This window comes from Shewanella phaeophyticola (assembly GCF_025398315.1).
GTDB lineage: Bacteria > Pseudomonadota > Gammaproteobacteria > Enterobacterales > Shewanellaceae > Shewanella > Shewanella phaeophyticola.
Genome location: NZ_JAODOQ010000001.1, coordinates 1,025,080 through 1,045,221, shown reverse-complemented (window position 1 = coordinate 1,045,221; position 20,142 = coordinate 1,025,080). Strand labels below are relative to the sequence as shown.

Here is a 20,142-nt window from a genome sequence, read left to right as displayed (position 1 = left end):
CATAATAAAAGCATAAAAAACAACATAACCATCTGTATATAATAAACTTTAACTTTAAACCCTAGTATATTATGCAAATAAACAACGCCATAGAGAGAACACAATTTAGCACCCAAATTTACACAGCGTTAACCAGTATTATCAGGCCTCGACCTGTAACCCAGTCAATACGAACGTACACACCACAAACATAAAACACAATCGCCTACCAACCGTCACATAACATAAACGGCTTAACATTTTATTCATGGCAAGATGCACACGCTTGCACTGACTGTTTTCAATTAAAATGTGGCCAATTCAAAGCATAAAAATATCATGCAAAATGGTCTTTTCCGCCAATATGTCTGCCTAATAATATTTCGCCCACAAACAGTTTTGCAGTTAATCATTATAGTTTTCGACAATGAGATTTGCCTCACAAAATCAGTTACAACAAAGACTTAGTATCAACTTATTGCGTTTATTCTACATAAGGGATTTCTCACATAAGCCGTTATTTGCTTCATATAAAGATGTCTTTTCACATCTAAGGATACTGTAATGAAGAGTACTGATATTCGTGTTATTCCAGGCTTAATTTCAATCGCAATAATTTTGTTTCTTTGGTTTATCGTAGCGCCACCTCAGGGCGTATCAGCTAATGCATGGCATTTACTGGCGTTATTTGTCGGCACGGTTGTTGCTATTATCGGTAAAGCGATGCCGATTGGGGCAATTGCAATATTAGCCATTACGCTTGTTGCACTAACGGGGGTGACCAACGACAAGCCTTCTGAAGCAATTAAAGATGCACTAAGTGGTTTTTCTAACTCATTAATTTGGTTAATCGGTATTGCTATTATTATCTCGCGTGGCTTGGCTAAAACCGGTCTTGGTAATCGTATCGGCTATTACTTTATCTCCTTGTTTGGCCGAAAAACTATTGGTATAGGCTATGCGCTTGCGTTGTCAGAGTTAGTTATCGCTCCCGTTACGCCAAGCAATACAGCCCGTGGTGGTGGAGTAATTCACCCGATAATGAAATCTATTGCTTCCAGCTTTGGCTCATCACCAGAACAAGGCACAGCAAGAAAAATTGGCCATTACCTCGCCCTAGTGAATTATCACACCAACCCGATAACCTCGGCGATGTTCATTACCGCCACAGCGCCTAATCCATTAATCGTTAAATTAATTGCCGATGCTACGGGCGCAGAGATTAGTATCACCTGGAGTACCTGGGCATTGGCCGCTTTATTGCCCGGCTTATTGTGTATTGCGCTGATGCCGTTAATTATTTACGCGATTTACCCTCCCGAAATTAAACGTACTCCAGACGCCAGCGTGTTTGCTAAAGATAAACTGACTGACATGGGGCCAATGTCTTACGCTGAAAAAGTCATGATCAGTGTATTTGGATTGTTATTGATTTTATGGGCAGGTGTTCCCGCCATGATTTTGGGTTCGGCCTTTGCGGTCAATACTACTGCGGTTGCGTTCTTAGGGTTATCAATTTTGTTAATCAGCGGCGTACTCAGCTGGGAAGATGTGCTTAAAGAAAAAACGGCCTGGGACACGGTAGTGTGGTTTTCTGCACTGGTGATGATGGCAACCTTTTTAAATAAACTCGGTTTAGTGGCTTGGTTTTCTGGGGTGGTTGAAAGCAATATTGCCCAGTTGGGTGTCGGCTGGATGGTGTCGGTCATCATTTTGGTGGTGGTTTACTTCTACGCACACTATTTCTTTGCCAGCACAACCGCACACATTACCGCCATGTTTGCCGCATTTTTTGCCGCGGGTATCGCATTAGGTGCACCACCATTATACCTAGGTTTACTGCTTGCTGGGGCATCGTCATTAATGATGTCATTAACCCATTATGCTACGGGTACCTCACCCATTATTTTTGGGTCAGGTTATGTCTCAATGGAAAACTGGTGGTTTATGGGCTTTATTATGAGCGTAGTTAACTTAACCATTTGGGGCGTTGTTGGCGGGCTTTGGTGGAAGTTACTTGGGTTTTGGTAAACGTATCGCAATCAATTGACTGCTTTGTTACAGATTAACGCTGACAAACGGCTTAGGCGGCTTGTCAGCGTTATACTGCTATGTACTTAACATTGCGCTGATTTAGGTTTTAAACTGCTTTACGTTTAGCTCTAAGGTATGTGCAAGATCTTCTAATTGATGGCTCGCCGCGGTGATTTTGCTCGCCTCTTGTTGAGCTAACAATGCAGAACTGGTGATTTCAACAAAGTTTTGATTAATCTCTGCCGCTACAACCGATTGCTGCTCTGCTGCAGTAGCAATTTGGGTATTCATGTCACTGATTTTAATCACCGATACATTGATGGCCGTTAACGACTCTCCGGCACGTTTAGCTTGTTGAACACTGCTAGTGGCTTGCTGTTGCCCTTCATCCATCACGGTAACAGCTTTGGTTGAACTGGTACTCATGCTTTCTATCACCGCTTGAATTTGTCGTGTGGACTCTTGGGTGCGCTGGGCAAGGTTACGTACTTCATCTGCAACAACGGCAAATCCTCTACCTTGTTCACCTGCTCGCGCGGCTTCAATAGCAGCATTTAAAGCCAGTAAGTTTGTTTGCTCTGCAATGCCTTGAATAACATCTAATACGGTGCCAATTTCTTTGCTGTCTTGTGACAAAAAATGAATAATATCGGCTGCCTCACTGACTTTAGCCGCAAGTGCATCAATATCGTTTTGCGTTTGAGTCACCTCAAGCTGACCAGCGTTAAACTCATTAGTTGCAGTTTGCGATAGTAAAGCTGCATCATTGGTGTGGTTAGCCACTTCATTAACTGTGCTCGACATTTGGTTAATAGCAGCGGCGCCATTGTCTGTTGCGAGCTTTTGGTTGTTGATAAGGTGTTCGTTTTGTTGCGCGGTTTGATACAGTGCTTTAGATGCAGCAATCAACTTGTTAGCGGTAAGCATCGAGTTTTGCGTAATTTCAGTCAAATTAACGCTCAAATCCTGTACGGCACTTAAAATGCTCTGCGAAGAATCCACCTGTAATGTTACCGTAAGGTCGCCTGCGGCAATTTGTTGTATCACATCTGCGGCATACTCAGGTTCACCACCAATAATATTTTTTAAGCGTTTTACCGAGCTCAATGCAACCACAGAGCCAATCAATAAAGCAATAGCGGTAACAATTAACATCACCGACTGAAAACTGGAAGTTTGCTCGCGTGCGGTAGACACTTCTAACTGAATTTGTGTTTCTTGATAATCAATTAGATTATTAATTCTTTTAAGCCATTCACTGTACAAAGGTGAAACGGTGGTTAATAAATGCTGCTCAGCTTCAGTTTGACGAGCACTGTTGATCATCTCAAGCAAGGTAGCGGTTGCATCTAATGTGGTTACCTCAATATCTTGAATAGCTTGCAATAGCCTTACTTCTTCGTTGCTATGTTGCAAATTGGCATACATGTTATCCAAGGTTTTTGCCGCTGTTTGATAAAATCCATTAAGGCGAATGATATCATTTTGATGCTGTTGAGAACGCGACGGGTCGTTAACTAATACCGCATCTCGAATCGAAATGGCGCGATCATGTACACTGCCTCTAAAATTAATGGCTTGGCGCTGCTCCACTGCAGTTTGTTCAGACAAATGGGTTAAATTGTTGTCTGCAACACTGATTTTAAATAAACCAAACAAGGTAATACCAACCATGATGAGCAGTAAGCTTGCAAAGCCAAAATACAAGCGGCTTATTATTTTCATTATTAAAACCTTATACGTGATTGAGTATGTTAGATACTCTTGCGCGATACACGTTACGCTAAATGACTAAAGCGTAAGTAAAATATTTATACGATAGTTAAATTACCGCCATAAGCAACATGAACGTTTGCTTGCAATAAACAATAAGAACTCCATATCAATGCTTAACGTTATAATGTAACCGATGTTCAAAAAATACTAAAACTCTCGTCGATAAAGACCGAAGAAATCGCTAAATAATTTCAATGATTTAAGTTGCCAATACAAAAGAGCTAAAATCCGCATGTTTTATACAAATGCAACGATCAGTTAGCTCACGATGGTACAGCAAAATAATTATTATCGGTTAAGTGAGCATACCCTAACCTTGCTCAATATACCTATGTCGTAATTGGAAATACTTGTTGTCAAAATGGCCACTCGTGCATCCCATGCTTTCACTTTATCCTTAGCTAACTAACCTGAACTCGGGATAAGGGATGAACTTGTGCTATTTAAAATCAACATACTACCCCACCTCACTTTCAAGCTTGTCATTTGTTTTGCTAACAAGGCGAATTGACGCGTAAATCTAGCCTATTGTAAGTCAATTCAACGCAGTTAGCAGGCAAAAGGCTGTTTTAAAGGCGTTTATTATCTCGAGCTCAGGTTAACTAATAAGTGAGGATGTGATGACCCGATTTATACTGTGTAGCTTTGCGCTCGTTTTGCTCTATCCAACGGCAATCGATCTCTATTTAGTCGGCTTGCCTCAAATAGCCAAAGACTTAGGCGCGAGTGAATCACAATTGCATATTGCCTTTTCAGTGTATTTAGCTGGCATGGCGACGACCATGGTGTTTGCAGGTAAATTAGCTGACAACATTGGCAGAAAACCTATCGCCATAGCCGGGGCTATTATTTTTACCCTCGCTTCAGCCATGGGAAGTATAGTCGATAATAGCCAAACCTTTTTGATAGTCCGTTTTATTCAAGGCATTGGCGCAGGGTGTTGTTACGTGGTCGCCTTTGCTATTTTACGCGACACATTAGACGACGAGCGGCGGGCAAAGGTGTTATCCATGGTCAATGGCATTACCTGTATTATGCCGGTCATTGCCCCTGTGATTGGCCACTTGATTATGCTTCGCTATTCCTGGGCAAGCTTGTTTATTACCATGGCGGGGATGGGAGTAATGGTGTGTTTGTTATCTGTGTTTGTGTTACAAGAAACTCATAATAAAACGTTAATGTTATCAAATGAACATTCAAACAGATCCGCTCCAACAACAGATACGCAAATAGACGCGACTGAATCTTTTTATGAGCGATTTTTCTTAAGCAGATTGTTCATCAGTGCGATTGCCGTGACCGCAATTTTGACTTTTGTAAATACATCTCCGATGTTAATCATGAATACCATGGGCTTTAGCCGCGGTGAATACTCAATCACTATGGCCTTAACCGCACTGGTAAGTATGTTAACCTCGTTTTCAATGCCATTTGCGTTGTCTTTTTTCCACCAGCGTAGCTTAATGATTGTCTCTCAGGGACTATTTGTCACTGCAGCAATCATACTTGGGGTCACGCAATTAGAGCCGAGCTATCAATTGTTGAACTTATTCGGTTTTAGTCTTATTTGTGCCAGTTTTTCTATTGGTTTTGGTGTGGTGATGAGCCAAGCATTAAGCCCTTACCGCTACAGAGTCGGCGTGGCCAGTTCAATACTGGGTGTGATTCAGGTTTGCAGTTCAGCATTATTTATTTGGTTGCTGGGTTTGTTAGGGGTAAGTGCATTGAATATGCTGATATTAATCTTGCTTATTGGTGGTGTTATTAGCATGGTTTTAATATTATTAATCCCTTCACCACTGCAGAGTGACACCCATGAAGAAATCGTTAGCACGCCTTGATCTCAACCTGCTTATTACTTTGCAGTTACTGTTGCAGGAATTGAGTGTGTCTAAAACAGCCAAAAAGCTCAATGTAACCCCCTCAACGGTGAGTAAATCACTGAGCAAATTAAGAGAATGGTTTGAAGACCCGCTGTTTGTTAAAACGCCCCATGGATTTAGCCCAACTTCGCTGGCTATTAGCATGGAGCAAGAGTTAGCCGATTGGCTACAGTTAAGCAGTCAACTATTAGCAAAACGTGGTGATGAAATCCCCAATGGTATTCGCTTTAATCTTGCGATGGAATCGCCGCTCTTACTAACCATGTTTAATCAGTTAAGCCAACAGATTTACCACAAATACCCTGATGCCAAAGTCAAAGTGCATAACTGGGATTACGACTCCATTGAAGCCATTACCCGAGGAGAAGTTGATATTGGCTTTACTGGACGCGAAAGTCACCCCAGATCAAAAAGAGTCAATTGAACTGCTGCCCTACTTTATTAATTACGAAGTGTTATTTACCGATCTTCCGGTGGTTTATCTGCATAAAGATCACCCTGCATTACAACAAGAGTGGAACATTTCGACTTTTGTAAAGTACCCACAAATCAATATCACCTGGGAAAAATGTGACACCTGGGCATTGGATGAAGTGTTAATTGAAATGGGTCTAAAACGCAATATTGAGCTCACCATGGCCACCTTTGAGCAATCGTTATTTATGACCGCTCAACCCGACCACGAGATGATCACAACAGCGCCGCAATATTGCCAACATTACTGCCAAAAAGTGCACCCCGACTTGGTGTGTCTGCCCATCCCTGTCGACAGCACATTACAAGCAAAACTGATGATCCCCTTCACCCTCATTTGGCATAAACGTAATAATCAAAACCCTAAAATATCCTGGTTAAGAAACGCTATTAAAGCCCTATACAGCGATCTCAACAATCGCCATAAACACTAAGCCATATAAGGTCAGTAATGTATTAAGTAAATATTGAGATACCACTATGGGCTAAGGATATGAGTGTATGAGTGTATGAGTGTATGAGTGTATGAGTGCCAAAAGTAATACAAAAAAGCCGCCAGTAAAATAGCAACTTAGTTAACCTCAATCAATGTGTCGCTGTCGATAATAAAACAACAAACTTAAAGGCTTCACTGCACGTTGACGAGTGTCAATGTGCAGTAAAAACCTTAAGCTAAGTCTGTAATAGCAAGTCAAAGCAGCAATATATTAAACAATTAAAATTGGTACTTCACACTCGCACTAAAATTAATCGGCTCACCCGGCATCGTCCATAACTTGTGGTATGAGCTTTCAAAATATTCCTCATCAAATACGTTATTGACATCAAGCATCACACTCACTCTGCTAGTAATATCTACGGCTGCTGATAAGTTAACTAATGTGTATGAAGGTAAAATATAATCAGGATCGGTTGTCTCACCGAGACGGTCGCCGACATAATTAACTGTTGCACCCAAATAAGCTTCTTTACCCATAATGTCAGTGTAATGTCGCAACGAAACATGGCCGACATGTTCAGCAACATTAATTAAGCGTGACCCTTTAGGAATTGGTACCCCCAGTCATTATCAACTAAATCTTTCGCCGTTCTCGCGTCGGTATATGCATAAGCAATATCAAGGCTGGTATCTGCAGTGAGTAAAGTTGTCAATTGCAATTCAACACCCTGACTTTCAACTTCACCTAGGGTTGCTGACAACCCGGTATTAGGCTCAGCAGTTAACATATTGGTTTTACTTGCATCATAAAGGGCTAAGCTACCAGAAAATCTATCTGCAATGTTTTGCCACTTAACACCCACTTCAAAAGAGTCGGTTTGTTCTGGTTCAAAAGCATTTCTATCTGAATCTAGACCCGAGTTTGGTCTAAAACCTTCTGCATAACTGGTATATATATTGATATTGTCAGCCAGTTCATAAACAAAGCCAAAGCGAGAAGATACCTCTGTTTGGTCTTGATCTTGAGACTCATTGGCAAGCTCATCAAATATATCTTGTTCAAAATAATCAACCCTAAAACCAACTAAAAGCTTAGCCTTGTCAGTCAATTCAATTAAATCTTGTGCATATAAGCCAAGGCCTGTTTGATCTTCAGATGTCACCGTGGTTGGAGAGGTTTCTGGCTGTTCCATCGTGTAGTCAGGATTGTTAGGGTCGATAGCATAGGTAGAGTCACCCGACCCCCACGCGGTTCGCCACACTCTGTAATCTGTATCTAATTGGAAGTTGTAATAATCTAATCCTATTAGTAGATTATTTTTTACACCACCAAGCGCTACATCACCACTGACTTCAAAACGGGCAGATACATCTTCTGCCTGATAATCTCGCTCCCTTCTTTGTCTTGATAGCAAATCAGGGTCGGTATAAATCAACTGACGACCAGCAGACAGCTCAGTATCAGAAGATGTACCTTTAAATGATGAGTCTCGATAAGCCAAGCCCGCTAACAAATACCAACGATTATTCAGTTGATGATTTAACAATAATTGATGGCCTAGCGCCTTCACTTTATGTGCACCATCTCGAGTGTCGCCATAAAAATCAGCAGGGTCGACAGAATCAAAGTCATTATCTAACACGTAAACACCACGGTCTAACGCTTTGCTCTGCTCCACAAACTCCATTTCATAGCTTAAGCTAGTGAAATCTGAAATATTCCACAAAAAAGAAGGGCTTAAATTTAAACTTTCAATGTCAACGTTATCTCGATAGGTATCAGAATCTTCGTAAAAGCCGTTTATACGGTAAGCCACATCATCAGTAAGACCTTTAGTGTGGTCAAACTCAGCTTGTTTTTTATTGTAACTGCCTATTGTTCCCTGAATGTAGCCTTGCTCTTCAAATTGCGGCTTTTTGGTAATGATATTCACTGTGCCGCCCGGCTCACCTTGTCCGTATAACGCAGAACCAGGCGCCTTTCATCACTTCAATGGTTTCAATGTTAGCCGTGTTTCTATTACCAGTATAACCGCGTGAGTTAAAACCATTAACAAGAGTACCCGTTGGGTTATTTTCGTCACCAGAAAAACCACGCACAGCAAAACTGTCAAACATGCCACCAGAATTATTTTGTCTTACGATACTTGGCGAAAAATCCAAGGCATCCATAAAATGAGTAATACCCTCGTTTTTTATGGTATCGGCGTTAATTCTATCGACAGCTTGAGGGGTATCAATCAATGGCACATTACCACGGTATGGCTGCCATAATCGTTTCACTTCAATACGCTCAATGTCATCTTGAACGCCTGATGTTTGAGTAACATTATCTTGTGCTAATACGCCATTAGAAATGACTAATAGTGAACATATAAAGTGCTTTTTCACGTGTTTTGCCCTAGGGGAATAAAATTAAAAAGAATGTTACAACATATCATTACATACAGTCAAAGTGGTACTCGTTATAAACTGTTTAAACATACATGATGAAACAAAGATAATTGTGAGAAGTTAATAGTGAAGCTGAGAAGTTAAATCCTAACACCCATAATAAAAAGTAGTAATAGCGCTGGTGACTGCTCGCCTTTCATTGCTGAATAGCCATTAATTGTGGGTGGTCACGTTTTGGGGTGTGTCTTGGTCTGGTCATCTTTAATTACCGTTTGTGAAAGGTAAATAAAGCGTAGTTGAGTGCTCGATATTTAGCCAACAATCTTGGGTGTCTTAATTATTCTTAGTATTACTGGCAAACCCATCGCCATCCTCGGCATGTATTTCCCGGTAAAGACGGTAAACCAGACTCGCTGATGAATCGCGGCGGTATTCAAAAGGCCATGAAAAAAGTGATTTCTGAGTGCAACATTCACAAATCTATCAGTCCACATAATTTACGTCACAGCTATGCGACTCATTTGCTAGAGCAAGGGTTAGATTTACGCTCAGTACAGCACTTGCTCGGTCACAACAGCCTAAACACCACAGCAAGGTATACACGTCTCACTCAAATTACCCGTAAGAACACGGCCTTGTCGGTTAACCAGCTCACTAATAATTTGGTGTTGAAGTGGGAGTGTGACATATGAAGTTTATCGATATTTTACGTGACCATCTTGATGTGTTTAATCAAGCTTATGATGGCCAAATAACAACATCAATGCGCCATGCCATTAATGCCATGCTGAGCTGTCGCGCTCACACCCAAAGAGCTAGCCACTGGGCTTGTCAGGGGTGCACTCATACAGCAGATTTCCCGCTGTCATGTGGTCATCGCAGTTGTCCTCAATGTCAGTACAACACCACGGCAGATTGGTTAGCGAAGCAACAGGCTAAACTGTTACCTGTCGATTACTTTATGGTGACATTTACTTTGCCATATGAACTGCGTGTGGTGGCTAAATATCAACCGGAAGCACTCTATCCAGCCATGTTTTCAGTGGCTGCCAGTGTGCTCAAGGACTTTGCGCTTAACTCTCCAAAACTTGCCGGTGATTTTGGTTTCACTGGCGTGCTGCATACTCACAGCCGGCGGCGAGATTTACATCCGCATATTCACTTTATTATTCCAGCGGGCAGTTTCAACAAAACCCAACAACACTGGAAAAAGAATAAGGGCAAATACCTGTTCAACGCTTTCAATTTAGCTAAAGTGTGGCGCGCACGTTTGCTGGAACAGTTGGCAAAACTGAATCTCAAACTGCCAACCTCACTGCCGAAAAAATGGGTGGTTGACTGCCAGCATGTGGGTAAAGGGTTGCCTGCACTGCAATATCTATCACGCTATCTTTATCGTGGTGTACTGCCTGACAAAAACATCAAAAGTGAAGCCGATGGGCTTGTCAGTTTTAAGTATAAAGACAGTCAAACTCAGTCTACAAAAGTACGAACCTTACCCGCCACAGAATTTCTCTGGTTGATGCTCCAGCATGTGTTGCCTAAAGGGTTACGACGAGTGAGAGACTATGGATTACTCAGAGGCAATGCCAAAAAACTCAGGCTACAAATACAACTGATGCTGGCGGTTGCTGGGGCTGTATTTCCAATCATTCCCGAGATAAAGTGCAGATTAGCAACGCGCCGTTGCCCCTGTTGTCAGCAACCAATGCGCTTTATGGGCATAGTGAAACGACCGACAAACTTAATACCCTGAACTTATGTTGAAAATGATAATAAGGATAATGGCTTAACTGAATACCGTGGAGGGTTAATTTAAGATACTGAAATATAGCGAGTTAACTAATTAGCAAGGAGGCTAAGGGAACTGGCTGTCTACTGAAAAGTAGCTAGCTAACAATCACATCAAACAGCGCGTTTTCTCGAGCTGTTAATTACATAATAAAGAGTCACATCTCACGTATTCGGGCTTGTTCAACACTTGGGATAAGGACGCGGCTTCGCGCGGCCTATCCTTATTAGTTAGTAATCATTTGCGCTCCATTATTTCAGGATCGTTTGTACTTTCTTCTATTTGGTCTTTTAATGCATTCTGAACATCAGCCAATGCACCTATTCGTTTTTCAACCACAGCTTTATAAATTGCAGAATAAGGGAAGCTGTATACGAATATTTCTTTATGGATCACACAAAAGTCAGTGCCTTGCTTATCCTCATAAATGAACCACTCAACAGGTAAATCTTTGGACATTAGGTTTCCAAAATATGAACCGAGAGTTTCAATTACAAAGTTTTCATCATTTTTATTATTTGAATTGTTGGCACGCCAAAGTTCAATTGTTTTATCTATATCATTGGCGTCATAGGACTCTTTCTCGCCAATATATTTAGAAATAAAGCTAATCGCCTCTTTTGATTTTAGCTCGACAAATTCAGCCTGTTCCTGAGTTAAAGGTGCAATCTCAAAATCAGCGGCTTTGGATTTACCGCCAAATAGAAAACTTAAGAGTCCCATAATTAGAATTAATCTCATACTATCCATGATTACTAACGCTGCCAGCACAGGCCGGAGCTGTATTGCTTTGTTTGTGCTAGCGTAGCGATAAAGCACAAATGAAGCAATGCAGTGGAGGTCCAGCCAGCTTGCTGGCGATTGTGGCTGGCCTTGTTAGCCTTTTCCCGAAATATGATAAGTGGGCGATTGCATTTGATGAACAACATTAAATGACTTAAACGCAATCCTAGATGTTTCAACTTCAATTTGTACATTAAATGGTACATTTTTAGTGATTTCGTCTTTTGTAGTTGTGTTTAGTGGCTCAAGAACTATTCCTTTAACTTTAATGTCACTTCCCAACCGATAGAAACTTAACCCGTTTCGCTCGAAGGTTTCAATAGCTTCCAGCTGTACACGTACTTCCTCTTCGTAGAGATCACTGTTCGTATTTCGTAACAAACATCTTAAACAGCTCTTGTTTTGCACTATCATCGCGGTCTCTCATCAGGCGATGCAAGTCAATTGAAGACCTATCTGGTGAGTAGATTACTGGAACTGCGTGATCATCAGGAACTTCTAACTTCAGGGCTATGCCCTTATGCTTATCTGCATAGTGCCCCCATAAAAGCGGACTTGACCAAGACTTACTACAACTTAAAAGACGAAGTTTCTTATTAAGCTTTTCCTTTAACTCGACCAACACCTTTCTTGATAATTTATCTTCAAGCGACATTGCCATAAGTTCAAAAGGATCATTTAGATCATTGAACTTAGAAACCTTAATCTCTTGATTCTTTAGAGCGTCAAGGGCGTATTCTGATGACAAAAAGTGGTAGATTTCCATAAGAGGCTAACGAGCCTGTAGAATTACTCGTTTTTAAATTTATTTTGATTAATGAATAAACAATATCTGAGTTTATATTTTGATTCAATTATTTAGTGGTGTTTAGATTATTATTTAGCATGCAGTTTTGTTGATTTTTTTAGTGTGCTTTAGGCAAATACGTAGCCACCCATTTTTTGAACAAATAACATAACTCGTTTTCATGGCTTTGGCGAGGGTTACGAACGATGTGATCAACTCATCAATCTTTATCGATACAGCTAAAATATTATCGTTAAATGAGTGGTTTATTCATCATTTGCAGAATTCAACACAGCAGAGGACCTTGATATCAATCAAGTATAAGGTGAATTGTAATTTGATTGGGGATGATGACTTAAGCGCACAGCCAGCGCTGACAATTTGCAGCGCCTTGTCGTCGTTTTCGGTCTAAATGCTCACAGTATTCAGTTAATAGGCAAATACGTAGCCACCCATTTTTTGAACAAATAACATAACTCGTTTTCATGGCTTTGGCGAGGGTTACGAACGATGTGATCAACTCATCAATCTTTATCGATACAGCTAAAATATTATCGTTAAATGAGTGGTTTATTCATCATTTGCAGAATTCAACACAGCAGAGGACTCTTGATATCAATCAAGTATAAGGTGAATTGTAATTTGATTGGGGATGATGACTTAAGCGCACAGCCAGCGCTGACAATTTGCAGCGCCTTGTCGTCGTTTTCGGTCTAAATGCTCACAGTATTCAGTTAAGGCAGGCAGTGCACCTACAGCACCTTTAAATAATGCACCAAATTCAGTGGTGATTTTAAGCCAATTATCTGCGGGGATGTTGAGTCTATTCAGTATGTCCTGGCTACTTGAACTAATGGCGCCACGCTTATCTTCTCGAATTATCCGACCGGTATCTTCAACCAGTACAATGTAATCTTTCACGCTGAACATGAGTCCGTTAGGCATATTGAGTCTTTCATTACCCACAAACGGTAATAGCTCTGGTGGTTGCTCGCCTTTCATTGCTGAATTGATACGGCGCTGAATACTGGTGTAATCCGAGGTTTCAGGGGTTGCAGCCATTTTGGCTCTGACAGGGTTTAAATCGACATAAGCCATACAGGCTAAAACTGCGGCTTCATCAAGCAGAGCTTGAGACTTAAAGCGCCCTTCCCAGAAGCGACCTGTACATTTATCTTCTTTGTTGGCCATTCTGGCGATGGGCTCACTGAGTGAGCGCATAAACCAACTGATATCAATTAAGCGCTTACGGTATTCAGTAATGCATTCATTAACCGTTTGAAGCTCAAATGAGTTAAGGTCTTCTTTCAGGTATTTGTGTGTGAGTAACGTGCCCTTAAAGCCTTTGTGCCATTGAATGAGCACTTCTTTATCTGACCACTGTTTTGCTTTATCAGCATCGACTTTTATAACCACATGTAAGTGATTGCTCATCACGGCATAAGCACAGATATCAATGGCAAAAATGGTCGCTAACTCAAGAATGCGTGAATCAACCCACTCGCGCCGATGCTCAAAGTTCTCACCAGTAGATTTATCGATTCCACATAAGAATGCCTTGCGTACTACTCGGGAACAGCAGTGGTAGTAAGGCGTATCTTCTAGACTAACGATAGTTTGTCTTGGTCTGGCCATCTTCTATTACCATTTGAAAAGGGTAATAAAGCCTAGTTCAGTGTTGAATATTTAGCCAGTTAGAATGGGTGGCCATGTTATTTGTTATTAATCCTATCACTAAGGACAGCAGGAATATTTTCTTCGCCAAAGAACAATTTTAAAGTATCTTGAGTCATTCCTTGGTCAGGGTATTTGTAATAAAGATATATTTCAAAGAATTTTCTAGCGTTATTCCCAAAGTTATAGAATGTAGTGTAATTCTCATCGTTTATTGAAGTTATTGCTGCGCATTTATGAATCTGATGAAATAAGAAATAACTTAAATACGTAGCCACCCATTTCTTGAACAAATAACATAACTCGTTTTCATGGCTTTGGCGAGGGTTACGAACGATGTGATCAACTCATCAATCTTTATCGATACAGCAACTTAAATACGTAGCCACCCATTTCTTGAACAAATAACATAACTCGTTTTCATGGCTTTGGCGAGGGTTACGAACGATGTGATCAACTCATCAATCTTTATCGATACAGCTAAAATATTATCGTTAAATGAGTGGTTTATTCATCATTTGCAGAATTCAACACAGCAGAGGACCTGTGATATCAATCAAGTATAAGGTGAATTGTAATTTGATTGGGGATGATGACTTAAGCGCACAGCCAGCGCTGACAATTTGCAGCGCCTTGTCGTCGTTTTCGGTCTAAATGCTCACAGTATTCAGTTAAGGCAGGCAGTGCACCTACAGCACCTTTAAATAATGCACCAAATTCAGTGGTGATTTTAAGCCAATTATCTGCGGGGATGTTGAGTCTATTCAGTATGTCCTGGCTACTTGAACTAATGGCGCCACGCTTATCTTCTCGAATTATCCGACCGGTATCTTCAACCAGTACAATGTAATCTTTCACGCTGAACATGAGTCCGTTAGGCATATTGAGTCTTTCATTACCCACAAACGGTAATAGCTCTGGTGGTTGCTCGCCTTTCATTGCTGAATTGATACGGCGCTGAATACTGGTGTAATCCGAGGTTTCAGGGGTTGCAGCCATTTTGGCTCTGACAGGGTTTAAATCGACATAAGCCATACAGGCTAAAACTGCGGCTTCATCAAGCAGAGCTTGAGACTTAAAGCGCCCTTCCCAGAAGCGACCTGTACATTTATCTTCTTTGTTGGCCATTCTGGCTATAGGCTCACTGAGTGAGCGCATAAACCAACTGATATCAATTAAGCGTTTACGGTATTCAGTAATGCATTCATTAACCGTTTGAAGCTCAAACTGGTTAAGCTCTTCTTCTTTTAGGTACTTGTGCGTGAGTAACGTGCCCTTAAAGCCTTTGTGCCACTGCATAAGCACTTCTTTATCTGACCACTTTTTTGCTTTGTCAGCATCGACTTTTAGCACCACATGTAAATGATTACTCATCACGGCATAGGCACAAATATCAATAGCAAAGATGGTCGCCAATTCAAGGATACGTGAATCAACCCACTCACGCCGATGCTCAAAGTTATTACCAGTAGATTTATCGATTCCACATAAGAATGCCTTGCGTACTACTCGGGAACAGCAGTGGTAGTAAGGCGTATCTTCTAGACTAACGATAGTTTGTCTTGGTCTGGCCATCTTCTATTACCATTTGAAAAGGGTAATAAAGCCTAGTTCAGTGTTGAATATTTAGCCAGTTAGAATGGGTGGCCATGTTATTTGAAAAGGGTAATAAAGCCTAGTTCAGTGTTGAATATTTAGCCAGTTAGAATGGGTGGCCATGTTATTTGTTAGAATGGGTGGCCATGTTATTATTTGTTAATAGTTATAGTGTACATATCTCCTTATGAGTTTTTACAGAGTACGTAACTGAATATAGCTCATCGATACTATCCACCCCCACTCTGAGCTCATACAGTGGCTCGCTTGAGTCCCTTAAGTTAACTGAAGCAGAGTGCACTCTTACTCCGGAATACTCAATTTTATCGATAGGATGGCAGTTTGAAAACTGAATGCCATTCCTTACTTTAAGTTCAATTTCGTCCTTTTTATCCATAAGAAAAGACATCGCATCAACACTAATACCTTGAAATAGTTTTGGTGGGAGGTAGAGTATTAAATTAGAACAAGAGCCTCCAATCTCCCTTCCTACCATGAATGTGGTAGTTCTGCTGAACTCATCATCAGAAGCGGAGTGCCAGTCAGTATATGACAAACAAAATTTTGAAAATATTACCCTTGGTTTAAATTTGACCCACCAATGCTTATAAGATTTATTAGCAATTATTTCCTCGCTACCGCCACAATCATCAACGGTCTGAGAGCTACACAGACCGCCAGTCAAGCCATTAACATCAAGCCTACTTAACACCGAACTCTTTTCGTTAATATTGGCAAGCGTCAAGCTGGGAATGATTGAAATAAAAAATATAATAATAATTCTCATCATAAAAAACACCTATCTATAGCCATTGTATAAGGTTTTGATATCTTGTAACGTAGCTTTAACGTCTTTATATCTACTGCTATTGGTCATTATCGAGTTGCAAGAAGAGCAGTTTCTAAGCCCTAAGTTGTGACCTAATTCATGTCCAGCCACATCATTTCTGTACAATACCCTACTAGTGGGTAACCACATATCACTGCCTGATACAGTTGCTTCACCTAGCGGCCCATTTGCCTTAGCTCCCGGCGCCAAAGGAACTGTGTTGCAGTTTGTGCATGCATTCACAACTATATCAATATCACCAGATATTTTTTGATTAAATGTTGCCCCTCTAATGTTTGCAATCCCTTGGTAGCGATTTCCATCTTGATCCGTCATCACCTCAGTATTCCAAGAGTCATTCATATCACTTGCAGAAGAATGACTCTTCCCTTCATCAATGACCAAGTCAAGCTCAAAGATGTGCACATCATCCTTATTTATATAAACCATAATTTTACCGTTTGCTGACAGGTATATATTTTTTCCAGCAAACTCTAAATGAGCCGAAGATTTACCCTCACCTGATGCTTCTACGCCTGCATTGAGACTAGAACCATCATTCCCCTCATCTTCATGACTCTTTGAGCCATTATCCGTAGATTTTTCTTCGTTTTTCTCGCCATTTGAAGTTGATTTTTTAAGCGCTTTCATCGCTTTATTATATTGCATCTCCTCAACTGTTTTATGGAAGGAATACATGTCTCCCATCAACTCGTTTGTGGCTACCAAGCAGATGCATTGCCACTTCGAACAGATCTATACCCGGTCGGGTCAACCCCACTCATCGGGTTATTCAAAATATACGAATACGGGTTAGCGCTCTGGCTATTCTCTGGGAACTGCAAAAACGGGTCAACACTTAAAAAACGGCCGACGTTGAAATCGTATATCCGCCCGTTCATGTGAATGAGTTCTTGGTCAATCAAATGCTCGTGATTTGTATAGCCCTTAGTGACACCTTGCCAGCTAGTACCAGATAATAAGCGAACAAAAAATGCCACCCATTTCTTGAACAAATAACATGCCCGCCTCTTTATAAACATCAGGGCAGTACAGCCGCTTCTAGCGGTAAATGAGTAGCATCAAAAGCAACGATAAGAGTAATAATGTTGTACAGAAAACTTAGGCCAAAAAGCCTTCGGTGAGCAGAGTATTATCTTGACTCACCGGGAGCGCCTATATATGGCTGTGGCCATGTCTTATACATTGACGAAATATTTTTAACAATTGATGTGTCGTTAAATGTCCTTTCGATGCTAGTCGCAATTAAAGTAGATCAGAAAGGTTAACTTTAATGTTATTACTGTCATCAAAAAATAAATGATCTCCATTCTTATGGCTTAGCATAAAATATATAGCCGTTTTATTGGCTGTTTTAACATTGAATCTTAAAGATAACGTTGATTTTTCCTTACTTAGAGGAAACATTACCCACTCAGAATCTATATAGTTAGAAACTGAAACGGTTTCAACGCGCTCACAAGTTTGTTGACGTTTTATCGGCTCAACAGTAATTAACAATTCTATAAAATTATTGTCTTTTCCTTCAAAAGACTTGTGTATGTCAATGCCACATTCTTCAATACTTTTATCTTTTGCAAGACATGAGGTACAGAAAAATAAAAGCAAAATTACCGTCCAACATTTCATTTTTTTCTCCTGATAACTTTGCATTATATCGGTCTACTGCTTGCAGGGAGACCTGTTCAAATACTCTATGTTCAATTAGCGTGTTATGCGGCCGTGCGAGGCTGATGTTATAACGATTGTAATGTCTCGATTCATGTGCAAGGGTAGCTATAGTTCTTTGAACACCCGTATATCCTCCTCCTGAGAAAGTCGCAGGCTTGTAAATGGTTGACTTTCCTCCATAGTGATATCCAAAAACCCATACTTTTTCATATCCTTCGCCGTATTTTTTTTCTGCATACTCGTTAGCATCGTCGAAATTATCGAAAGGTATAGGTGCATAGGTTTCAGAGTGATCTGCTGCATTACGAATTGACACAGCATATGCATCTTTAAACTCAACTGTTTCACCCATATTACTTATGTAATCTTTGAAGAACCGGTATGCTTCATCAAAGATTTTTTGGGAATTACTACTATCAGAGCCTAATTGTTCCTTATTAATTTTACCTATCAATTCAGAAGCTGCAGCTTTTCCTGAATTGGTACTACTATTTCCTTTATGTAGGCTAATGGTTCCTGTAGTTTTACCAACTTGCGCGGTACCGCCACCATTACCGTCAAATGATATGGAAAAGTTTTTCTCGCCATTTGAAACTGAAGTTAATTTATAAGTATCCCCATCAGCTGTCACATAGAGATTCCCACCTTCATCTTTCTCAAGCTTCTCAAACGCCTTACCTGATATAACCTCGTCTAATTCTTCAGATCTATACCCAGTCGGGTCAACCCCACTCATCGGGTTATTCAAAATATACGAATACGGGTTAGCGCTTTGACTATTCTCTGGGAACTGCAAAAACGGGTCAACACTTAAAAAGCGACCGACGTTGAAATCGTAAATCCGCCCGTTCATGTGAATAAGCTCTTGGTCAACCAAATGCTCATGGTCTGTGTAGCCTTTAGTGACGCCTTGCCAGCTACTTAATAGCGCATTACCAGATGCAATGTCTCTTGGGCGACCAAATACATCATAACCACGGTGCTGCAGTACTGCTCCGGTTTTGGCATCCATCAATGTATCGACACTGCCTAAGTGGTCGCGCAGTACATGTTGGAACGGTGATTGATTACCCAAGCTGCCCACATGGGCTTTCATCTTAATGGTGTGGTCACCAATATAGGTTTTATCTACCGTGCTGCTTAGGGTCACTTCACGCTCAAAACTGCCCACATAATACGTGGTCGATACCACACTACCATTTTGCTGTTTAACCTGTTTATAGCGGTTACCATTCGCATCGTAACTGAATGTACTTTTTACATTATTGCGGTCTACCGTTAACGGCTTGTTTTGGTCGTTATAGCTTAACGTTACGCCATCACCCGTGAGCCGGTTACCGTTATTGTCATAGGTGAAGGTTTTTGTACCACCACGGATAAACTGCCTAATGGCGTTAGAGCCTGCATTACCGCCAGCACCTTTGCCTACACTACCGTAGAGATATTGACTACCGTAATCGCCTTTAACAAGGATATTACCTGCGGCGTCATAATCATAATTAACCGCAGCATAGGTGATACCTTTGTACGTTTTAGTTGAGTCATCAACCCGCATGAGCTCGTCATAGTTGTAGCTTTCTTTGAACTGGGTAATCACGTTGTGTTGAAAGGCTAAGTTACCCATTCCATCATAATCATAATTTAAGTATTGCACCCCGATAGTACTGCACCCAGCAGAAGAGCTGGTACAGATACTCGTTGGTGAACCGGCTAAATTACGGCTAAATTGTTGAACATAATTGTTACTGAACGTTTGTTGATTAATACTGCCAAAGGCGCTGTACTCATCGATTATGCGCAGTGACTGCTCGGAACCGTCAGTAAAACGTTGGTAGTCTTCGACTAAATAACCATTGTCGTCAAAACGATAGGCCACATGCTCGCCGCTAGGGTACTGCATGGCTTTAATACGGCCAAATTGTTGCAGGCTGCTCCCCAATATAGCGGTGGCATTGTCGATTCCCATACGTCTAAAAACTCAGATATATTTATACCCAATTTATATTGACT

The 20,142-nt window shown here is 40.9% G+C and carries 15 protein-coding genes and 2 pseudogenes; 6 read left to right on the top strand and 11 right to left on the bottom strand.

All coding sequences use genetic code 11. From position 1 onward, the window contains the following. The first annotated feature begins 543 nt into the window (after positions 1–543). Positions 544–2,010: an anion permease gene (locus N4T56_RS04910; RefSeq protein ID WP_261732433.1), complete on the top strand. Its 1,467-nt coding sequence runs from the start codon at positions 544–546 to the stop codon at positions 2,008–2,010. Positions 2,011–2,112: 102 nt separating this feature from the next. Here N4T56_RS04910 and N4T56_RS04905 read toward each other — a convergent pair whose 3' ends face one another. Beyond that, complete coding sequence (locus tag N4T56_RS04905) at positions 2,113–3,738, bottom strand: methyl-accepting chemotaxis protein (RefSeq protein WP_261732432.1); 1,626 nt, start codon at positions 3,736–3,738, stop codon at positions 2,113–2,115. A 671-nt stretch (positions 3,739–4,409) separates the two neighbouring features. Between N4T56_RS04905 and N4T56_RS04900 the strand changes: the two genes are divergently transcribed. Genes N4T56_RS04900 through N4T56_RS22375 form a run of 3 tightly spaced genes read left to right on the top strand, consistent with a single transcriptional unit; the run spans position 4,410 to position 6,580 of the window. Next, positions 4,410–5,630 carry an MFS transporter gene (locus N4T56_RS04900; RefSeq protein ID WP_261732431.1) on the top strand — a complete coding sequence of 407 codons (1,221 nt, stop codon included), beginning with the start codon at positions 4,410–4,412 and terminating at the stop codon, positions 5,628–5,630. Then, a complete protein-coding gene (locus tag N4T56_RS22380) occupies positions 5,605–6,096 on the top strand; it encodes a LysR family transcriptional regulator (RefSeq protein ID WP_315903006.1) in 492 nt (163 codons plus the stop codon). Before N4T56_RS04900 ends, N4T56_RS22380 begins: the two co-directional genes overlap by 26 nt. Beyond that, a complete protein-coding gene (locus tag N4T56_RS22375; RefSeq protein WP_315903005.1) occupies positions 6,047–6,580 on the top strand; it encodes a LysR substrate-binding domain-containing protein in 534 nt (177 codons plus the stop codon). Before N4T56_RS22380 ends, N4T56_RS22375 begins: the two co-directional genes overlap by 50 nt. Positions 6,581–6,861: 281 nt before the next feature. Here the strand turns inward: N4T56_RS22375 and N4T56_RS04890 are convergent. Continuing rightward, a pseudogene (locus N4T56_RS04890) lies at positions 6,862–8,976 on the bottom strand (TonB-dependent siderophore receptor). Between the two features lie 380 nt (positions 8,977–9,356). On the opposite strand from N4T56_RS04890, the pseudogene N4T56_RS04885 reads away from it, so the two are divergent. After that, positions 9,357–9,671, top strand: a pseudogene (locus tag N4T56_RS04885) (tyrosine-type recombinase/integrase); the annotation flags it as partial. After that, positions 9,668–10,735: an IS91 family transposase gene (locus N4T56_RS04880; RefSeq protein ID WP_261732430.1), complete on the top strand. Its 1,068-nt coding sequence runs from the start codon at positions 9,668–9,670 to the stop codon at positions 10,733–10,735. The pseudogene N4T56_RS04885 and the gene N4T56_RS04880, both read left to right, overlap by 4 nt. Positions 10,736–11,008: 273 nt before the next feature. Here the strand turns inward: N4T56_RS04880 and N4T56_RS04875 are convergent, their stop codons facing one another. The 9 genes from N4T56_RS04875 to N4T56_RS04835 form a co-directional block, all read right to left on the bottom strand. Continuing rightward, positions 11,009–11,542, bottom strand: a complete 534-nt coding sequence (locus N4T56_RS04875) for a DUF3806 domain-containing protein (RefSeq protein ID WP_261732429.1) — start codon at positions 11,540–11,542, stop codon at positions 11,009–11,011. Between the two features lie 370 nt (positions 11,543–11,912). Next, positions 11,913–12,302: a hypothetical protein gene (locus N4T56_RS04870; RefSeq protein WP_261732428.1), complete on the bottom strand. Its 390-nt coding sequence runs from the start codon at positions 12,300–12,302 to the stop codon at positions 11,913–11,915. Between the two features lie 699 nt (positions 12,303–13,001). After that, positions 13,002–13,976, bottom strand: a complete 975-nt coding sequence (locus tag N4T56_RS04865; protein ID WP_261732427.1) for a transposase — start codon at positions 13,974–13,976, stop codon at positions 13,002–13,004. Positions 13,977–14,612: 636 nt separating this feature from the next. Beyond that, entirely contained in the window at positions 14,613–15,590 is a 978-nt protein-coding gene (locus N4T56_RS04860) for a transposase (protein WP_261732426.1), read from the bottom strand. Positions 15,591–15,777: 187 nt separating this feature from the next. Continuing rightward, entirely contained in the window at positions 15,778–16,401 is a 624-nt protein-coding gene (locus tag N4T56_RS04855; protein ID WP_261732425.1) for a hypothetical protein, read from the bottom strand. Positions 16,402–16,410: 9 nt separating this feature from the next. Continuing rightward, the gene (locus tag N4T56_RS04850) at positions 16,411–17,109 is read right to left on the bottom strand and encodes a hypothetical protein (RefSeq protein WP_261732424.1); all 699 of its coding nucleotides are present in this window, start codon (positions 17,107–17,109) and stop codon (positions 16,411–16,413) included. A gap of 53 nt (positions 17,110–17,162) precedes the next feature. Beyond that, positions 17,163–17,483, bottom strand: coding sequence for an RHS repeat domain-containing protein (locus tag N4T56_RS04845; RefSeq protein ID WP_261732423.1), 321 nt, complete (start codon positions 17,481–17,483; stop codon positions 17,163–17,165). A gap of 223 nt (positions 17,484–17,706) precedes the next feature. Continuing rightward, on the bottom strand, positions 17,707–18,090 hold the full coding sequence (locus N4T56_RS04840) for a hypothetical protein (protein ID WP_261732422.1): 384 nt from the start codon (positions 18,088–18,090) through the stop codon (positions 17,707–17,709). Beyond that, on the bottom strand, positions 18,029–20,098 hold the full coding sequence (locus N4T56_RS04835) for an RHS repeat domain-containing protein (RefSeq protein ID WP_261732421.1): 2,070 nt from the start codon (positions 20,096–20,098) through the stop codon (positions 18,029–18,031). The genes N4T56_RS04840 and N4T56_RS04835 overlap by 62 nt, the downstream gene beginning before the upstream one ends. Positions 20,099–20,142 lie beyond the last annotated feature (44 nt).

What these genes read in the sequence shown, in the direction of transcription:
- N4T56_RS04855 (WP_261732425.1), bottom strand. Translation starts at nt 16,401, where the DNA reads ATGATGAGAATTATTATTATATTTTTTATTTCAATCATTCCCAGCTTG.
- N4T56_RS04900 (WP_261732431.1), top strand. Translation starts at nt 4,410, where the DNA reads ATGACCCGATTTATACTGTGTAGCTTTGCGCTCGTTTTGCTCTATCCA.
- N4T56_RS04910 (WP_261732433.1), top strand. Translation starts at nt 544, where the DNA reads ATGAAGAGTACTGATATTCGTGTTATTCCAGGCTTAATTTCAATCGCA.
- N4T56_RS04845 (WP_261732423.1), bottom strand. Translation starts at nt 17,483, where the DNA reads ATGTTTATAAAGAGGCGGGCATGTTATTTGTTCAAGAAATGGGTGGCA.
- N4T56_RS04850 (WP_261732424.1), bottom strand. Translation starts at nt 17,109, where the DNA reads ATGCAATATAATAAAGCGATGAAAGCGCTTAAAAAATCAACTTCAAAT.
- N4T56_RS04840 (WP_261732422.1), bottom strand. Translation starts at nt 18,090, where the DNA reads ATGAAATGTTGGACGGTAATTTTGCTTTTATTTTTCTGTACCTCATGT.
- N4T56_RS04880 (WP_261732430.1), top strand. Translation starts at nt 9,668, where the DNA reads ATGAAGTTTATCGATATTTTACGTGACCATCTTGATGTGTTTAATCAA.
- N4T56_RS04860 (WP_261732426.1), bottom strand. Translation starts at nt 15,590, where the DNA reads ATGGCCAGACCAAGACAAACTATCGTTAGTCTAGAAGATACGCCTTAC.
- N4T56_RS04865 (WP_261732427.1), bottom strand. Translation starts at nt 13,976, where the DNA reads ATGGCCAGACCAAGACAAACTATCGTTAGTCTAGAAGATACGCCTTAC.
- N4T56_RS04905 (WP_261732432.1), bottom strand. Translation starts at nt 3,738, where the DNA reads ATGAAAATAATAAGCCGCTTGTATTTTGGCTTTGCAAGCTTACTGCTC.
- N4T56_RS22380 (WP_315903006.1), top strand. Translation starts at nt 5,605, where the DNA reads ATGAAGAAATCGTTAGCACGCCTTGATCTCAACCTGCTTATTACTTTG.
- N4T56_RS04835 (WP_261732421.1), bottom strand. Translation starts at nt 20,098, where the DNA reads ATGGGAATCGACAATGCCACCGCTATATTGGGGAGCAGCCTGCAACAA.